This is a genomic window from Rhodobacterales bacterium HKCCA1288 (genome assembly GCA_015693905.1).
Taxonomy (GTDB): domain Bacteria; phylum Pseudomonadota; class Alphaproteobacteria; order Rhodobacterales; family Rhodobacteraceae; genus M30B80.
This window is the reverse complement of record CP065161.1, coordinates 356,095-374,228: the sequence shown is the minus strand read 5'-3', so window position 1 is coordinate 374,228 and position 18,134 is coordinate 356,095. Positions and strand designations below refer to the sequence as shown.

Sequence of the window (18,134 nt, the reverse complement as noted above, 5' to 3'; positions counted from 1 at the left end):
GCTTATGCGGCAGAGACGGGGTAAGGTCAAGCCTTTTTAGCGCGATCAAATTCTAATTAATTATTTAAAATCAATCGCTTAAATATGGGGTTATATTTTACCCCACTATTTCCTTACCCAAAACCCGCAAAACTGCCTCAGCCGCGCGGGCCTTTGGGTCGCGATCCCCTGCCCCAAGCCGCGCCATGCTCACTTCGGCAGCTTGGATTTGATCATTGCGCGCGGTCTGATCGCTCACCAACCGCTCAAGCGCCGTCAAAACAGGCGCAGGTTCAAAACCCTTCCCCAAAAATTCGGGGATATGGCGGGTTTCGCTGATTAAATTGACCAAAGTGACCGTGTCAATTTTCAACATCCACCGCATCAAAACCCGTGACAGCGGCGCCATATCATAAGCAATCACCATCGGGGTTTTTGCGGCAGCCAATTCCAAGGACACGGTTCCCGAAGCCGCAAGCGCCAGATCCGCCGCCCCAAAAGCGCAGGATTTTTGATGTGGATAGTCCGCGCCCGCGGCCCGCGGGTCGAGCAGGTGCGCCCTTGGCCCAAGATCCCAAGCAGCCATCATCTGCGCGACATCATCGGCAATGGCGGGGGCCGCAGGCAAAACGATGTGGGCGCGTGGATGCGCCTGCAAGAACCCGCGCGCCACCTGCCCAAATCGGGGGCCAAGCCGCGCAATTTCGCCCCGCCGCGAACCAGGCAACATCAACAGCATGGGATCCCCTGCCCCAACACCAAGGCCCGCGCGATAGGCGCTGCAGTCCTCGGGCGCGGCTTGCGGCATCTGCGCGACTGGATGCCCCACAAAATCACAGCCCATCCCCACAGCCTGCATCAATGGCGGCTCAAACGGGAACAGCGCCAGCACATGGTCAACAAAGCGTGCCATTTTACGCGCACGCCCCGCCCGCCATGCCCAGACAGTTGGGGCGACATAATGGATCACAGGAAGCTTTGCAGCGCGTTTCTTCACCTGCTTTGCCACGCGCAAGCAAAAATCGGGGCTGTCTATAGTGATAAGCGCGTCAATCTGCCCCTCAATCACTGCATTGGCCGCTTGATCGCGGCGCTTGAACAAATGCCGAAGGCGCGGCAGCACCTCGGCCAGCCCCATGACCGACAGATCAGACATGGGAAAGAGGCTATTTAGCCCTTCGGCCTGCATCAACGGGCCACCAATGCCTGAGAATTCAATGTCAGAACGCGCGGCCTTCAGCCCCGCCATCAGGCTGGCCCCAAGCGCATCGCCCGAAGGTTCGCCCGCAATGAGAAACAGTTTCACGGCGCGGCCCATAGGGTGATGCCCGCCGATGCCGCGCGGGCGAGAACCTTTTCCCGCTCAAGGATCAGCGCGCCGCCTGCCTGCACCACCAAGCCAGATAGCCCCGCCTTTTGCATCATCGAAATCGTCTGCGGGCCAATTCCGGGCATATCAACGCGCAAATCCTGTCCTGCCTTAGGGCGCTTCATCAGAATACCCCCCGAATTGGGGCAGGTCTGCGCCACGAATTCCAGCATCGCATCTGTGCCCGGTAGGGTTTCAATCGCTAGAACTTGGCCCTTGGCCACCACGGCACCTTGGCCGACATCTTGGGGTGCAAGGGCCGCCAAAACGGCGGCAGCGCGATGTGCATCGGCCTGCAAGGCCGCGCTGACCTCGCCCACCATCACGCCCTCGGACGCCAAAAGATCGGGGCGGATGTCATGCGGGGCGCAAATGGTGAATCCCTGCTCCTCCAACAGCGCGATCACGGCGCGCAACAGCCCGTCATCGCCCTGCTGCAAGGCCGCCATAAGGCGTGGCATCAGCGCGGCTGTGCCCGCATCAAGCGCGGTGGGGTCAAATACGGGGCGGCGCATTGCACCAGCAAGGCACAGCTCCGTCACGCCTTCGGATTTCAGACGCGCAAACAGGGAGGCCAATTGCTCGAACCGCGCCTCAATCTGCTGCGATGCGCGGGCGTCCACGGGCGTGCCGTGGAAGGTGACCAATATCGCGTCCCCCGCCTCAAGCAGCGATTGCGGAAGGGCACCCCCACCTGCCAAGATTGCGCGTTTTGGCATGATCCCCCCGTTCAACCCGGCGTTAAGAATGACCGATCCGAGCCTTTGAGCACAAAATCCACCACATCCCGCACATATTGGGAATTTGGTGCCTCTTCTGATAGACGGCGCGCGCGTTCCTGAAATGCACCTTCGCCTTGCGCCAAGGCCTGATAGGCGGCGCGCAATGCGGTGATATCATCCTTGGCCACGCCACGGCGTTTTAGGCCGACCAAATTCAGACCATCCAAGGCCCCACGCGGGCCTTGCACGAGGCCATGGGGAATAACATCATTGGTCACCATCGTGACCGCGCCAATGATGGCCCCGCGCCCGATGCGCACAAATTGGTGGATGCCCGAAAGCCCGCCAATGATCACGCCATCCTCAATGATGCAATGGCCTGCAATGGCGGATTGGTTGGCCACCACAACATGGTTGCCCACGATTGCGTCATGGCCAACATGCGCGCCTGTCATAAAGAGGTTGTCATCACCAACACGGGTGATCCCACCCCCGCCATCTGTGCCCGTATTCATGGTCACACCTTCGCGGATGCGGTTGCGTTTGCCCACAATCAGCTGCGTCTTTTCACCCGCATATTTCAAATCCTGCGGAATATCGCCGATATTCGCGAAGGGGAAAATCACGGTTTCAGTGCCAATTTCGGTCAATCCTGTGACCACGGCGTGGGATTTCAGCACCACCCCCTCATGCAAGGTCACCTCAGGGCCAACATGGCAAAACGGGCCAATCTGGCAGCCCGCAGCGATATTCGCCCCGCTTTCAACGACAGCCGATGGATGGATCGAGGCCGAAGGATCAATCGCCATTACGCCGCCCCACCCGTGGCACCCTCAAGATCCATCATCGCGGTAAATTCAGCCTCGGCTGCCATTTCCCCCTCGACAGTGGCCTGCCCCTTAAAGCGCCAGACCTTACCACCGGGCTTGCCGCGCGTGGTTTCGATTTTCAGCTCCAGCACATCGCCCGGCACAACCTTGCGGCGGAATTTGCAGGCATCAATGCCCATGAAATACACAAGCAAATTGCGATCCGCCATATCCATAGCCACCCCAACCATCACGGCGGCGGTTTGCGCCATCGCCTCGATGATTGTGACGCCGGGCATAATGGGGGCGGATGGGAAGTGACCCTGAAAATGAGGCTCATTAAAGGTGACATTCTTGATGCCCGTGGCCGAATGATACCCTTCGATATCGCGCACGCGGTCAATCAACAAAAACGGATAGCGATGCGGAATAATCCGCTGGATCAGATGAATATCTGCCTCTTTCGGCGTCTCGCCCGTCATTTTGGTCTTCCTTTATCAAATTCCGCCTTGCGTGGGTGGGACGGTCACATCCCCCCGCGGCCTTGCATCCCTAGCACTTTGGCGCCCCTTGGGGCAAGCCTGCGCAAGCGGCCTTAGCGCCCTTCAAATGTGGGTTTGCGCTTATCGTTAAAGGCCAAAACGCCTTCTTTGAAATCGCGCGTGCGGCTGAGCGCGCCTTGATGCGCGGCTTCTTGCAGCATTTGCGCCTCAAGCCCCTGTTGCGCCGAGGCGCGCAGTGCAGATTTTATCTTACTGTAGGCCTGTGTGGGGCCACTGGCCAAATGCGCGGCGCGGGCGCGCCATGTGGCGTCAAATTCGGCCTCACTTGTGGCTTGCCAAATCATCCCCATCGCTTCGGCCTCCCGCGCGGTGACAGGTTCGCCAAAAAGTGCTGCCCCCATGGCGCGGGCCTGCCCCACGAGGCGGGGCAAAACCCAAGTTGCCCCCGCATCAGGCATGAGGCCGATTTGCGCAAAAGCTTGGATGAATCGCGCATTTTCGGCAGCAATGACGACATCACAGATCAAGGCAAGGCTTGCACCCGCCCCCGCCGCCACGCCATTGACCGCCGCAATCACAGGGATCGGGCAATCGGCAATCGCCGAGATCAGCGGCATGTATTCATCCCGCAAAACCCGCTCAAGATTGAGATCAGCCACACGGCCCGCATCGCCTAGATCCTGTCCCGCGCAAAAGGCGCGACCTGCGCCCGTGATCACCAAAACCCGCGCAGAGGCCCCCGCCTGACCAATCGCATAGGTCAATTCGGCCCGCATCTGCGTGTCGAGCGCATTTAAGACATCGGGACGATTGAGCGTAATCACCGCAATGCCATCATCCAATTCATAGAGAATCCGCTCGTAGTTCATGATCGCCTCAATTTAGGTTTGGAAGGCTCAACTTTGCTTGTCGCCAAGAATACGCGCAAGCGCGGCCTGCTCTTCTGGGGTGAGCTCTGCTTCGGTGGGGTTCGTGCTGCGCGCTCGCGTGCGGATAAAGGCAAAGGCCACACCAAAGCCCAACAAAAGCAAGGCAGGCCCCGCGAGCCAAAGCGCCAGATTGCTACCCGACATCGGCGGACGCATCAGCACATATTCACCATACCGATCCACCACTTCTGCGATGACCTGCTCGTTGCTATCGCCCATCATGATCCGCTCGCGCACGAAAATGCGCAGATCGCGGGCGACTGTGGCGTTGCTTTCGTCAATCGATTCATTGCGACACACCACGCAGCGCAAATCTGCTGAAATCTCACGCGCCCGCGCCTCGAGGGCAGGATCAGGCAAAACCTCATCAGGCTGCACCGCAAGCGCGGGGGTTGAGATCAACCATACTGCGGCAAGCGCGGCTTTTGCGAAGGCCCGCATCATTCCGCAGGCACCCCAACAGCGGCGCGATCCCGCGCGGCCCCTGCCGCGACACGATAACGCCGATCGGTCAGGCTAAGCGCCCCGCCAAGCGCCATGATGATTGCGCCCCCCCAAATCCAATTTGCAAAGGGTTTGATCCATGTGCGCACGGCCCACCCCCCATCCAACTGGGGATCGCCAAGCGCCACATAAACATCACGGGTAAAGCCACTGTCGATCCCTGCCTCCGTGGTGGGCATGCCCGCCACGGGATATATCCGCTTTTCAGGGGTCAAAACATCCACGATACGCCCGTCTTTGGCGACTTCGACAAAGGCCATGGTTGAGATGTAATTTGGCCCTTGCACCTCGCGCACATCGCGCACTGTCAAATGATAGGCGCCCACATCGAATTCTTCGCCGATTTGTGCCACGCGGATATCTTCGATTTGATAGGTCACCAAGGCCCCCACACCAATAAAGGTGATGCCTAGCCCTGCATGGGCCACGGCCTTGCCCCAATCGGCGCGCGGCAGGCGGGTCAGGCGGCCAAATTTCGCGGCAATCTCACGCCCCTGCCCTGTGCGCTGCCACAGATCAACGGCGGCCCCTGCGACCAGCCAAACCCCAAGCGCAAGGGTAATCAACCCCGCCAAGGAACGCCCCGTTCCAAGCGCATAAAACAAACCCAAAAGCGCGATGGTCAAAAGGGCAACACCACTCATCAGGCGCATGGCACGGCCAAGCTGCGCGCGTTTCCACGGCAACACCGCCCCAATGGGCAAGGCCACCGCAATGGCAAAGGCAAAGGGCGTAAAGGCCGCATTAAAGAAAGGTGGCCCTACCGAAACGGTGCGGCCCCAGAACATCTCTGCCACCAAGGGCCAGATTGTGCCGATGAACACAACAAACGATGACACCGCCAAAAAAAGGTTATTCAAGACCAAACCGCTTTCGCGGCTCACAGTTGAGAACACGCCCTTAGCCTCCATCGCGCCAGCACGGAAAGCATAGAGCGTAAAGGCCCCGCCCATGAAAACGGCCAAGATTAGCAGGATGAACATCCCGCGCTCTGGATCATTCGAAAAGGCGTGAACCGATGTGATGATGCCCGAGCGCACGATAAATGTGCCGATGAGCGAGAAACCAAAGGCCAAAATCGCCAAGAGAATTGTCCAGCTTTTCAGCGCCTCGCGTTTTTCGACCACAATTGCCGAATGCAACAGCGCCGCCGCAATCAACCACGGCATGAAAGAGGCGTTTTCAACTGGATCCCAGAACCAGAACCCGCCCCATCCAAGCTCGTAATAGGCCCACCAAGACCCAAGTCCGATCCCGATGGTCAGGAACACCCATGCCGCCAATGTCCATGGGCGCACCCATCTGGCCCATGCTGCATCAACGCGCCCTTCGATCAAGGCCGCCACAGCAAAAGAGAACGCCATACTAAGGCCAACATACCCCAAGTATAAAAACGGCGGGTGGAAGGCGAGACCAGGATCTTGCAGAAGCGGGTTCAAATCTTGGCCATTAAAGGGCGGCAATTCGAGCCGCAAAAACGGGTTCGATGTGAACAAAATAAAGGCGTAAAACGCAACCCCCACCGAAGATTGCACGGCTAAGACGCGCGCACGCAGGCGCGGCGGCAGGTTTGCACCAAACCACGCGGCTGAGGCCCCAAATAGCGCCAAAATCAAAACCCATAGAAGAAGCGAGCCTTCGTGATTGCCCCAGACACCGCTGATTTTATACAGCAGCGGCTTGTCGGTATGGGAATTGGCAACAACCAAATTCAGCGAGAAATCAGAGGTTACAAAGGCATAGGTCAGCGCGGCAAAGGAAATCGCCACAAGCGCGAATTGCAAGCTGGCCGCAGGGCTGGCAACCGCCATCCACGCGCTCCAATTTTTATGTGCGCCAATCATCGGCACAATCATTTGGAACACAGCCACGGCAAAGGCCAAAACCAAAGCAAAATGGCCAAATTCAACGATCATCTCTGCCCTCCTTCATCACAGCACGACCCGCATGATCTAGATTTTGCGGTCCCTTCGTGGCGAAGAGTAACGACAAAGCCACCCGCATCCAAGGGGTTAGCGCGAAAGAGCCGCACCCCTGCTCACAGCGCCGTGATCTACCAACGGACATCTTAGCGCCCTGTGAGTGCCCCCAAGACACCGCGCATTACGGCGCGCCCTGCCCTTGTGCCCAATTGACGGGCGAAACTTTTGGCAAAGGCTGTGCCAACACTATCGCCACGCGAGGATGCTTTTGGCTTGGGGCTGCCCCCCGCAGTATAACGGCGCGCTGCGGTAAACTCGCGCGCGGCTTCTGCCTCGGCCACCTCTTGGACTTCGCGTGCAGCGGCGGCTTCTGCCTCGGCTGCGGCCTTTGCCGCGCGGGCCTGTAGGATCTCATAGGCGCTTTCACGATCGAGTGGAGGGCCATATTTGCCCTGCAGAGGCGCGGATTTCACCATCGCCTGCCGCGCCGCCTCATTCATTGGCCCCAATTTGGACGATGGCGGGCGGATCAAACAGCGTTCAACCACGCTTGGTGCGCCTTTTGCCTCAAGGAAGGACACCACAGCCTCCCCCACCCCCACCTCGCGGATGGCTTCGGCGGTGTCGAAATTCGGGTTCGGGCGATAGGTGTCCGCCGCCTGACGCAGGTCTTTTTGGTCTTTGGCGGTAAAGGCCCGCAATGCGTGCTGCACCCGATTGCCCAGTTGGCCGAGAATCTCATCGGGCACATCGGCGGGGTTTTGAGTGACGAAATACACCCCCACCCCCTTTGATCGGATCAAGCGGGCGACCTGTTCGACCTTTTCAACCAAGGCCTTTGGCGCGTCATTGAACAGAAGATGGGCCTCATAAAAGAAAAACACCAATTTTGGCTTATCTGGATCCCCCACCTCGGGCAGCGTTTCAAAAAGTTCTGATAACAGCCACAAAAGCGCGGTTGCATAAAGGCGCGGTGACATCATCAGACGATCCGCCGCTAAGATATTGATCACCCCACGGCCATCCGCATCGCAGCGCATTAAATCTGCCAATTCCAATGCAGGTTCCCCAAAGAAACCTGCCCCGCCCTGATCCTCTAACACCAATAGACGGCGCTGGATCGCCCCGATAGAGGCGGCCGCGATGTTGCCGTATCGCAATTGCAATTGATCTGCATTTTCGCCCGCGAAAACCAACAGGGCCTGCAAATCCTTGAGATCAAGAAGATCAATTCCTTCTTCATCCGCAAGGCGAAAGGCAATGGTCAACGCCCCCTCTTGCGCCTCGGTCAATTCCAACAGACGCGACAGAAGGACAGGCCCCATCTCGGTCACCGTGGCACGGATAGGATGGCCCTTTTCGCCGAAAATATCCCAAAAGCTGACGGGAAAAGCGCGATAATCATAGGGCGCAAGACCGATTTTCTGCGCGCGCGACATGAAGGCATCATGCAATTTGAACCCGGCGCTGCCCGCCTCGGCCAGACCCGACAGATCCCCCTTCACATCAGAGAGAAACACAGGCACGCCTTGCGCGGAAAAGGCCTCGGCCATGATTTGAAGGGTGACGGTTTTTCCCGTTCCCGTTGCGCCCGCAATCAGCCCGTGGCGATTGGCGTATTTCAAAAGTAACTGCTGCGCCGTGGCATAATTCGCCCCGCCGCCACCTATAAAAATGGCCTCATCCGACATAAGTAACCCCAAAATTTCGTAACCCTGCCCAAACAATACATTCTTAATGCTTTTGTGCCAGTATGATTTGCAGTGATGCTGATGCTTGTGTGTTTTGTATCCTCCTCTTGGGTGTTGGCGTCATTGTTCTCCCTGTGGACTGGCCGCGCCACGCATCTCTGCTGGCGCGGCTTTTTTGTGCCCCATCGGCCCGCAGTAAAAAATCGCAGCTTCATAAAAAACCCCTGTTGACGGAATGAAAATCCTGACATAGCGTTCGCATCAATAAGTCGGCCAGTCCGACAGGGAGCGATAAATCAGTCGCAAAGACTGATCAAAAAAGAGCCTCGTTTTGAGGCTCTTTTTTGTTGGGGACGCGCCACATGGAAAACATGGCAATTCTGCCCCGCCGGCCAAGAATTTAGATCATATCGCGCTGCACCCGCTGACAATGGTGCCATGCTATGTTAGCGCAGGGGTCATATGACATATGAGGATATTATGACCCGATTTTCACGTCACCTTTTGCACACGGTTCTGGCTCTGGCGCTTTGCGGGGGCGTGGCCCCACAGGCCATCGCGCAAGACACTGAAACCTTTGGCGCATGGACGAAAATTTGCAGCGGCGAAGGCGAGGCACAAACCTGTCTGATTTCGCAGGTGCTGCAAGATACGGATGGCAATAACGTGGCCGAGGTCAGTATTGCCGATGTCATTGACGGCGGCGATACGGTGGGCGCGATCAGCATCGCAACCCCGCTTGATACGCTGCTTTTGCCAGGTGTTCGGTTCAAGGTCGATGAATTCGATGAAAACCGCCTACCGTTCAATTTCTGCCAACCCGGTGGATGCGTGGTGCAAATTGGTCTGACGCAAGACAATATTGACGCCTTCGAAGGGGCCACGGCGGCAGCTGTCACCATCGTGCCAATTGCAGCGCCCGATGCAGAGGTTGCCCTAACCCTGTCTTTTGACGGGTTCACCGCAGCCTTTGCCAGCCTTCAACCTGAATAAACCATCAGGAGCAGCGCCCCGCTTAGGGCGCTGCTTTTAATGCCAAAACTGCGTTTAACCCGCCAAAGGCAAAGGCGTTGGAGAGAACCGCATCAACCTTGGCCTCTCGTGCCTCATTGGGGACAACATCAAGGGCGCATTCAGGGTCGGGCTCCTCATAGCCGATGGTGGGCGCAATCACCCCATCGCGCAGCGCCATGATACAGGCCAACAGCTCGACCGCGCCTGTGCCGCCGATTAAATGCCCGTGCATCGATTTGGTGGAGGATATCATCAGATCATCGGCGTGATGGCCAAATACATCGGCAACAGCCGCGCATTCCACCTTGTCATTGGCCGCCGTGCCCGTGCCATGCGCATTGATATAGCAAATATCCTCAGGGTTCAGCCGCGCATCCTTGAGCGCGCCTGAAATCGCCCGACCTGCCCCTTGTTTGGACGGCATGACGATATCCGCCGCGTCCGATGTCATGGCAAACCCCACCACTTCGGCCAAAATCTCGGCGCCACGCCGTTTGGCGTGATCATATTCTTCGAACACAAACACCGCGGCCCCTTCGCCCTGCACCATCCCATTGCGGTTGGCCGAAAAAGGACGACAGGCATCTTTGGACATGACCCGCAACCCTTCCCAAGCTTTCACCCCACCAAAGGAGAGCATCGCCTCAGACCCGCCCGTGACCATCACGTCACAGGCCCCGCCGCGGATCAATTGAAAGGCCAAACCCATCGCATGGTTTGACGAGGCGCAGGCGGTGGCCACCGAAAAGGATGGCCCCTTAAGGTTCCATTCCATCGACACATGGCTGGCTGCGGCATTGTTCATCAGCTTGGGAACAACAAAGGGGTGAACGCGATTTTTCCCCTCTTCATAGACAGTGCGGTAATTCTCGTCCCATGTATTAACACCGCCCCCTGCCGTGCCCAGAACCACGCCCGCCCGCGTGGCCGCCTCGCCCCCAAAAACAAGGCCAGAATGATCCAAGGCTTGATGCGCAGCGATTAAGGTGAATTGCGTAAAGCGGTCATAGAGCGCAATTTGCTGGCGGTTGAACAGCGCCTCTGGATCATAGCCCGTCACTTGCGCCCCAATTTTGACGGACAGCCGATCCACATCGCGCAAATCAAGCGGGCCTATCCCACATTTGCCTTCGCGCATCGCCGCCAAAGTGGTCGGCACATCATGCCCTAATGCATTGATTGTGCCCTGCCCCGTGATAACAACACGTCTCATCCGTGCTGCTCGGCCACGAGTTTTTCGACTGCCGCCACAATGGCCGCAACCGATGAGATATCAAAATCACTTTTGTCAGGCTCATTGGCGTTGAACGGCACCTGAATGTCGAATTCTTCTTCGATGGCAAAGATGGCTTCGACCAACCCTAACGAGTCGACCCCCAAATCTTCGAGTGTTTTTTCAGGCGAGACATCGCTTGTCTCAAGCACCGCTTGTTCTGCAATGATCTTGATGATCTGCTCAGAAATATCTCCAGACATAAAACCTTGCCTCCATCAGCATATCCAAAGGCCTAGCCTTTCGGATTGGTCAGTTTCTTCTCAAGCGCCGCCACAGTTTTTGCAAGACGCGGCAATCGCCTTAGCGCCTTATACATCTCGATATGTGTCTCCATTTTGACAGCCGGGCTGCCCATCACCATTCTGCCCGATGGAAGGCTAGAATAAATCTTGGTGGCCCCTGCGGCGACCACATCAGAGCCGATCTCGATATTATCGGAGACACCGCACTGTCCGCCCAAAACCACGCGATCGCCCACGCTACAAGATCCCGCAAACCCGACCTGCCCGCAGAGCAGGCAATCGCGACCAATGCGGCAATTGTGGCCGATATGAACCAAATTATCGATCTTTGTGCCTGATCCGATTTCCGTATTGGCCACTGTGCCGCGGTCAATCGCAGCGCCTGCGCCAATTTCGACATCATCCCCGATGACGACACGACCCAAGGAGTGAATGCGCGCCCAAGATTGCGGGGTCTGCGCCGCGTCTGATTTCCCCAAGGATTGGCGGGCAATTTCGACTTGGGATTTTTCTGGGGTGACGAAAGAGAACCCATCCCCCCCAATCACCGCATTGGGTTGAATGATCACACGATCCCCAATTTGCACATGATGCGCGATGCGCACACCCGCATGGATCAACGCATCGGCACCAATTTCCGCGGCTTCGGCAATGCTGACATGCGGGGCGATGCGGGCGCGCGGCCCAATGATGGCGCCCGCCCCGATGACCACGAAAGGCCCGATGGCGGCATCCGCGCCAATTTGGGCGCTTGGGTCAATCACCGCGCTGGGGTGAATTCCGGCCACAATATGTGGCCCTTGATCCATGAGAGCCGTGACACCCGCCATCGCATAGCGCGGGCGGGCGATTAAAATCGCAGCCTCTAATCCAAGCGCCTTCCAATCCGTGCCCTCGGCCACAATCGCGGCCTTGGCCTGTCCTTTGGCCAAATCGGGCAAATATTTTTCTGACATCGCCAAGGCCAGATGATCAGCGGCGGCCATGGCGGGCTCGGACAGGCGCGAGACGACTAATCCAACCGCGCCTTCGGCTTTTGCGCCCAATTCTTTGGCGATATGCTCAATGCTGCTGCCAGCCATGTGGGATGCGCCTTATTCTTGCTATGGCCCAACCACGGGGCCACCCTTTGCCTTTACCTTGAGCCTTTAACTTGAGATTGCCGCAACGGAAACCCCCGCCGCCTCAAGGGCCTGCCACAAATCGGCATTGCGCCCGTAAATATCGGCGCGATGCTGCAGTCGCCCATCGGGATCCACAAAGGATGTCCAATAGACCAAATGCACGGGGATCGGCGTTTCAAGCTGCACCGTTGTTTCGCGACCCGTTGCAAGGATACGCGCGAAATAGGCTTCGGGATTGTCCACTTGAGGGGCCAAAAGATGATAGGCGAAATCAAACGGATCCTGCAGCCGCACGCAGCCATGGCTATAGGCCCGCGTTTCGCGCGCGAAGAGGTTTTTTGCAGGTGTGTCATGCAGGTAAATGTTCCACGGATTGGGGAACATGAATTTCACCAACCCCAAAGCATTGCTGGTCGAGGGGGCTTGGCGCAACGTATAAGGGAAGGTGCTCGCCGTGTATTGGGTGAAATCCACCTGCGCGCGATCGACAACTTGCCCCCCACTCCACAATTCCAACTGACTTTGCGCTGTGGGGTCTTCTTGCAATTGCGGCAGATATTCGCGTGTGGTGATTGAACGGGGCACCGTCCAACTGGGGTTAATGACCATATATTCCATGACGTCCGAGAATTCGGGCGTGTGACGGCGTGGATCGGGGTGCCCTACAACCGAACGGGTTGAGAAGGTCACGACATCTTGATCCACCACAGTCGCATGGAAGTCAGGGATATTGACCAAGACATGGCGCTCACCGCGGTCAAAATTCATCCAACGTTGCCGCTCCATGGCCAAGATCACATCTTTAAGGCGCGTTTCGGCATCCACATTGATCGCGGCCAATGTATTGGCGCCAACAATTCCATCTTGGGTTAACCCGTTATCCGCTTGAAAGCGCATCACCGCCCCGACCAGCCTATCATCAAACAGGGCTGGCGCAGGCGCTTCGGTGGCCGTTTGCGCATCATTCGCGGTTGATAGGGTTACGGATGCAGAACTGGGCTCTTCGGCGAGATATCCCATCGCTTGCAACCGCGCGATCAAGGCCGCGACAGCGGGCCCTTGGTCGCCCAATTCCAGTCTTTCCGCCACCACAGGCGCGCCCCATCCGCCCGCTTCAACCACGCGCGCCAAATCAAACATTGCGCGCTGAAGACGGGCATATTGCGGGTGCTTCGGTGTCAAATTTGACAAATATATCAATGGATTATCAGCCGATGCAAAACCTGACAGCAGGGCCTCACTGCTTTGGCGCGGGGTGGTTTTATGAATGTCTTCGGCCAAAGTCGCAGGCTCTAACACCCCTGCGCTGATATCTTGCGCATAGTCCAGATAGGTCAAAGCCGCGCGCAACTCGGTTGCAATATCTGCCCCAGTTGCAAAGCCCGCGCGTAAACCTGCAATGTCATAACTCGCGCGCGGCAGGCCGTGATCGCCAGATGCCTCGAGGGCCGCGAGCAGCGCAGCGCGGCGCAGCTCAAATTCAGGCCCCTCGCCCGTCCAAATTGGCGCAAAGTCGCGTGCGGCATAAAAGTCGAATACCTCAGGATGGCTTGCAAAGCGGGCCGCCACCGCCTGGCGCGCGGCGACATCCTGCCAGAACTGCGCCGATGATGGCGGAGAGGTAACCACCGTGGCAGGCAGGCTTTGCGCCACAGCAGCGCCCGCGATGATCAGGCCTAAGCCCGCGCCAGTCACCAACTCAACCCAAAAACCAGTTCTTTCAACACGCACGATAATACCTATTTTCAAACGAACCCCTATGCCAAATATGGGGAAGAAGGCGCGCGCCGTCCATGTTCAATCGCGGGCGCACGATCGCTCAGGCGTCACGCCTATGCAGCGTTGCAACAGATGTTTTTTACCCTTTACGAGGGTCTGATGGCCGCCACGAGGCCAAACCCGCGCAGAGGCAGGTGAATTTTTACGCAAAAACAGTGCATTACACCGATTGGCAAATTTCCGCCGAATCGAAAGACCCTTTCCGCCAAAAGGTTAATCAATGCTTTCACAATCATTTCACCTGTGTCACATTTCGTGACGTAACGTGCGAATAAAAAACCGCCCGCTGTCATTCACGCTGGATCCGTCCAGCTCAGGGACAGAGGCACCCGTAGCAAGTGTAGTGGTAATCAGGGCAGAAGCATGGGGACTGGAATGAAATTGATTAGCCGTCGGGGCTTATTGCGGGCATTTGCTGCGACAACGATCGCGGCGGCACCTGTATCTGCTAACGCCTTTGGGATTTTGCGCGGCGCAGGCGATTTTCGCAAATTGCGCATGCATAATGGCCGCACGGGCGAAACGCTGGATATGATTTACTGGATTGATGGCGACTATATTCGCCCCGCAATTGAAGAAATCAGCTACTTCATGCGCGACTGGCGCCAAAATGAGGTGCATGCGATTGACCCGCGCACCTTGGACATCATGGCAGCCTCTCATAATCTGTTGGATACAAACGAACCTTATCTGTTGTTGTCTGGCTATCGCTCGCCTGCAACCAACGCGATGCTGCGTCAACGCTCGTCAGGTGTTGCTCGCAACTCACTCCATATGGTTGGCGAGGCGGCTGATTTGCGCCTCACCTCCCGCAATGTCAGTCAAATTGCGCGCGCGGCTGAAAGCTGCGCCGCAGGTGGGGTTGGGCGGTATTCGCGCTCGAACTTTGTGCATATGGATTGCGGCGATGTCCGCCGTTGGGGCGGGTAAGTCAGCCATTATTCGCCTCAATTCGGCATAAAGTGCGCTTATTTCGGCGTAACGTCTTTGTGTGGCTTGCCATTTTCACTGGATAATTTTCGCGCCGCCCCCACATTATGGCTCAAACCCCATAAGGAGTGAGCCGTTCCTAATGACAAAATATCAAAAGACGCTGCAGGCCATCGCGGCACTGACGCCCGAGCAATACCACATTACCCAAGAAAATGGCACCGAGCGCCCCTTTACGGGGGCCTATACCGATTTAGAGGCGCGCGGGATTTATGTAGATATCGTATCTGGCGAGCCGCTGTTTTTGTCTAATGACAAATTTCATTCTGGCTGTGGTTGGCCCTCATTCACAAAGCCCATCAGCGATGAAATGGTGGTCGAAAAGCGCGACCTCAGCCATGGGATGGTGCGCGTTGAGGTGCGCTCGAAATATGGCGACAGCCATTTGGGCCATGTTTTTCCCGATGGGCCACGGGATCGCGGGGGCTTGCGCTATTGTATCAATTCGGCCGCTTTACGTTTCATTCCCGAAGCAGATATGCAGGCCGAAGGGTATGGCGAGTATCTGATGATGTTGGAGGCGTGAACAATGGCGCAAGAACGGGCGGTTTTAGCGGGTGGATGCTTTTGGGGCATGCAACAATTGATCCGCCGCATGGATGGGGTGTGTGCAACCCGTGTTGGCTATTCGGGGGGCGATGTTCAAAATGCTACCTATCGCAACCATGGCACCCATGCCGAGGCGATTGAAATTTTCTTTGATCCCGAGCGCCTAACCTATCGTGATCTGTTGGCGTTTTTCTTTCAAATTCATGATCCCACCACATTGAACCGTCAGGGAAATGATATTGGGATGTCCTATCGGTCTGCGATTTTTTATGTCGATGAAGCGCAACGCGAAACCGCGTTAGAGGTTATCGCAGATGTCAACGCATCGGGGCTTTGGCCTGGAAAGGTTGTGACTGAGGTAGCGCCTGTGGGCCCGTTTTGGGAGGCAGAACCTGAACATCAAGATTATCTTGAGCGCCTTCCCAATGGGTATACCTGTCATTTCCCGCGCCCTGATTGGGTGCTGCCAAAGCGCGCCTAAATGACAACCGATTAGATCAAAAAATGGGCCAAATCGCTGGCCCATTTTTGCGTTCTGCGGTTTCATCAATTTTAAAAATCTTCCCAAACAACACCGCCCGTGCTGGCCTCACGTTGCAGATACGGGCGTTGCGGTGTGGGGATGATCTCGGGCTTTTCTGGCGCCTGCTTCGTCCCATGATCCTGCATCTGAGGGGGGGCAGGGTCGGCCATAACATCTGATCCATTGAGCAATGCCGCGCGGGCAGCCTCACCCCAATCTTGCGATTTTTGATCTTTTGCCGAGCCTAATTTTTCTGCGCGCGCGCCATAAGGCAGGGCGTGATGCCCGTCTTTTGCCGCCATATCCGTGCGGGGCTTGGCCTTTGCTTGACCCTTCACCGCGGCATCCCCCTGCCCAGTTAAATGAAAACCATTAAGCGCCGTGATCAAATCCTCCGCGCGGGCCAGCAAAGTTGCCGCTGCGGCATTTGCCTCCTCCGCGACAGCGGCGTTTTGTTGTGTGACTTGATCAAGGGTATTCACACCTGTCGTCACCTCCTCTAGGCCTATGGCCTGTTCATGCGCCGCAGATGCAATCTCACTGGCGAGGCTTGAGGCCTCCTGTGCAGTTTGTAGGATTTCATCCAATGTGCCGCCCGAGCGTTTTACGAGATCAGACCCGTTCGCGACTTGCGCGGTGCTTTCGGAAATCAGATTGCGAATTTCGCGGGCAGATTCGGAGGCGCGTTGCGCCAAAAGCCGCACTTCGGAGGCCACAACCGTGAACCCGCGCCCTGCCTCGCCCGCGCGGGCGGCTTCAACGCCTGCGTTCAACGCAAGAAGGTTGGTTTGAAAAGCAATATCCTCGATCACGGCGATGATCCGCGTAATTTGACCAGAGCTTTCTTCGATGCGCGCCATGGCATCCATCGCCTCGCGCATGACCGAGGCGCCGTGCTCGGCGCGTTCACGATTGGCGCGGCTGGCCTCCTTGGCGCGCTCTGCGCGCTCGGAGGTGCTGCGCACACTTTCGGTCAACTGGTTTAATGCTGCAGATGATTGTTCCAAAGTGGCCGCTTGCGTTTCAGAGCGGCCCGACAAATCCTCGCTCGCCTTGGTGATTTCCTCTGACCCGCCACGCACGGCCGTTGCCACCGCACGGATGCTTTGCACTGCCTCAGACAAACGATCTACAACACCGTTAAAGCTGACGCGCAAAGGCTCGTAATCAGGGGGGAAAGGTTTTTCTGCACTGCTGTGAATACGATGGGTCAAATTACCATCGGCAAGATGCTTTAACCCTTCGCTTAAAACCGCCATAACCTCGCCTTGTTCAATGCGGTCTTGATCTATTTTTGCTTGCAGTTGGTTTTGCTGCTCCTCAAGAAGGCGCGTATCACGCAACTTGTTGCGGAACTTGACCAAGGCCCGCGCGATATCGCCAATCGGATCTTGCCGATCCTGCATCGCAATTTTTAACGACAAGTCGCCTTCGGATATTGTGGTGATGTCTTGGGCTAGCTGCTCAAGCGGACGCAGAAGTTGACCGATGGCGACATAAATCGCACAGGCGAATATTGCAAAAATCCCAAGTGCAGCCGCGATGACATAGGAAATTTTTGCCTGAATATTCGCCTGAAAAGGGGCCCAGCTTTGCCCAACGAATAAAATGCCTGCAACCTGGTCCGAACTGTCAATAATTGGATAATAATGGGTGAAATAAGGCAGCCCCAAAATATCGGCCCGGCCATGAAAGGCTTGCCGCGCGATAATCTCTTGATGAACGGCACCCGTATTTCCCAAAACTGTTCCAATTGCACGGGTGCCATCGGCGCGGGTAATATTGGTCGCACGACGCACGAATTCGCCCTGCCCTTCATCCCATACAAATAGCGTGACATACCCGCGGGTCAGAACCCCAATTTGATCGATCACACTGAATGAGAATGTATCGGGCACCTGCCCCCAATTCACCTGTGTAATCGTATCGGACGCATCTTTTTCAACCTCGAAATCGACCGCGTAAATGGCCATGAACTCAGCGGCGACACGGCCTGATTTCGACAGCGTCTCCTCGATATTTTCGACCATATTTTGGCGCATGCTTTCGATGAGCATCGCAGAAATGGCAACAGTGCTTGCTGTCAACAATGCCAGGATCATGGCGAGCATTTTAAACCGCAAAGGGCGTTGCCCCCAGACCCGATGGAAAATTTCAGAACGAACCATGGAACATCAACTCCTTCCGCGGTGTATCAAATTGGCCATGT

At 56.7% G+C, this 18,134-nt stretch carries 17 protein-coding genes; 4 read left to right on the top strand and 13 right to left on the bottom strand.

Annotation, left to right across the window (positions count from 1 at the left end; translation table 11 throughout):
- Window positions 1-97: 97 nt before the first annotated feature.
- From lpxB to I3V23_01830, 8 genes are all read right to left on the bottom strand, one after another.
- Entirely contained in the window at window positions 98-1,285 is a 1,188-nt protein-coding gene (lpxB, locus tag I3V23_01865; protein QPI85771.1) for a lipid-A-disaccharide synthase, read from the bottom strand.
- The gene (gene lpxI, locus I3V23_01860; GenBank protein ID QPI85770.1) at window positions 1,282-2,067 is read right to left on the bottom strand and encodes a UDP-2,3-diacylglucosamine diphosphatase LpxI; all 786 of its coding nucleotides are present in this window, start codon (window positions 2,065-2,067) and stop codon (window positions 1,282-1,284) included. Before lpxI ends, lpxB begins: the two co-directional genes overlap by 4 nt.
- A gap of 11 nt (window positions 2,068-2,078) precedes the next feature.
- Complete coding sequence (gene lpxA, locus I3V23_01855) at window positions 2,079-2,879, bottom strand: acyl-ACP--UDP-N-acetylglucosamine O-acyltransferase (protein QPI85769.1); 801 nt, start codon at window positions 2,877-2,879, stop codon at window positions 2,079-2,081.
- Complete coding sequence (gene fabZ / locus I3V23_01850) at window positions 2,879-3,361, bottom strand: 3-hydroxyacyl-ACP dehydratase FabZ (GenBank protein QPI85768.1); 483 nt, start codon at window positions 3,359-3,361, stop codon at window positions 2,879-2,881. Before fabZ ends, lpxA begins: the two co-directional genes overlap by 1 nt.
- Window positions 3,362-3,474: 113 nt before the next feature.
- The gene (locus tag I3V23_01845) at window positions 3,475-4,251 is read right to left on the bottom strand and encodes an enoyl-CoA hydratase/isomerase family protein (GenBank protein QPI85767.1); all 777 of its coding nucleotides are present in this window, start codon (window positions 4,249-4,251) and stop codon (window positions 3,475-3,477) included.
- Between the two features lie 27 nt (window positions 4,252-4,278).
- Window positions 4,279-4,752, bottom strand: coding sequence for a cytochrome c-type biogenesis protein CcmH (locus I3V23_01840; GenBank protein ID QPI86637.1), 474 nt, complete (start codon window positions 4,750-4,752; stop codon window positions 4,279-4,281).
- Complete coding sequence (locus tag I3V23_01835; GenBank protein ID QPI85766.1) at window positions 4,752-6,731, bottom strand: heme lyase CcmF/NrfE family subunit; 1,980 nt, start codon at window positions 6,729-6,731, stop codon at window positions 4,752-4,754. The genes I3V23_01840 and I3V23_01835 overlap by 1 nt, the downstream gene beginning before the upstream one ends.
- 152 nt (window positions 6,732-6,883) lie before the next feature.
- Entirely contained in the window at window positions 6,884-8,428 is a 1,545-nt protein-coding gene (locus I3V23_01830; protein QPI85765.1) for a DUF853 family protein, read from the bottom strand.
- Window positions 8,429-8,908: 480 nt separating this feature from the next.
- On the opposite strand from I3V23_01830, the gene I3V23_01825 reads away from it, so the two are divergent.
- Complete coding sequence (locus I3V23_01825) at window positions 8,909-9,421, top strand: invasion associated locus B family protein (GenBank protein ID QPI85764.1); 513 nt, start codon at window positions 8,909-8,911, stop codon at window positions 9,419-9,421.
- 22 nt (window positions 9,422-9,443) lie between these two features.
- Here I3V23_01825 and I3V23_01820 read toward each other — a convergent pair whose 3' ends face one another.
- From I3V23_01820 to I3V23_01805, 4 genes are all read right to left on the bottom strand, one after another.
- Window positions 9,444-10,655 carry a beta-ketoacyl-[acyl-carrier-protein] synthase family protein gene (locus tag I3V23_01820; protein QPI85763.1) on the bottom strand — a complete coding sequence of 404 codons (1,212 nt, stop codon included), beginning with the start codon at window positions 10,653-10,655 and terminating at the stop codon, window positions 9,444-9,446.
- Window positions 10,652-10,918, bottom strand: a complete 267-nt coding sequence (locus I3V23_01815) for an acyl carrier protein (protein ID QPI85762.1) — start codon at window positions 10,916-10,918, stop codon at window positions 10,652-10,654. The genes I3V23_01820 and I3V23_01815 overlap by 4 nt, the downstream gene beginning before the upstream one ends.
- Window positions 10,919-10,950: 32 nt before the next feature.
- Window positions 10,951-12,042, bottom strand: a complete 1,092-nt coding sequence (locus I3V23_01810; protein ID QPI85761.1) for a UDP-3-O-(3-hydroxymyristoyl)glucosamine N-acyltransferase — start codon at window positions 12,040-12,042, stop codon at window positions 10,951-10,953.
- Window positions 12,043-12,108: 66 nt separating this feature from the next.
- Window positions 12,109-13,752, bottom strand: coding sequence for a L,D-transpeptidase family protein (locus tag I3V23_01805; protein QPI86636.1), 1,644 nt, complete (start codon window positions 13,750-13,752; stop codon window positions 12,109-12,111).
- Window positions 13,753-14,226: 474 nt separating this feature from the next.
- Here I3V23_01805 and I3V23_01800 point away from each other — a divergent pair, with 474 nt between their 5' ends.
- The 3 genes from I3V23_01800 (at window position 14,227) to msrA (ending at window position 15,883) form a co-directional block, all read left to right on the top strand.
- The gene (locus tag I3V23_01800) at window positions 14,227-14,793 is read left to right on the top strand and encodes a DUF882 domain-containing protein (GenBank protein ID QPI85760.1); all 567 of its coding nucleotides are present in this window, start codon (window positions 14,227-14,229) and stop codon (window positions 14,791-14,793) included.
- A gap of 142 nt (window positions 14,794-14,935) precedes the next feature.
- A complete protein-coding gene (gene msrB, locus I3V23_01795; protein QPI85759.1) occupies window positions 14,936-15,379 on the top strand; it encodes a peptide-methionine (R)-S-oxide reductase MsrB in 444 nt (147 codons plus the stop codon).
- A gap of 3 nt (window positions 15,380-15,382) precedes the next feature.
- Window positions 15,383-15,883, top strand: coding sequence for a peptide-methionine (S)-S-oxide reductase MsrA (gene msrA, locus I3V23_01790; protein ID QPI85758.1), 501 nt, complete (start codon window positions 15,383-15,385; stop codon window positions 15,881-15,883).
- A gap of 71 nt (window positions 15,884-15,954) precedes the next feature.
- Here msrA and I3V23_01785 read toward each other — a convergent pair whose 3' ends face one another.
- A complete protein-coding gene (locus I3V23_01785; protein ID QPI85757.1) occupies window positions 15,955-18,093 on the bottom strand; it encodes a Cache 3/Cache 2 fusion domain-containing protein in 2,139 nt (712 codons plus the stop codon).
- Window positions 18,094-18,134 lie beyond the last annotated feature (41 nt).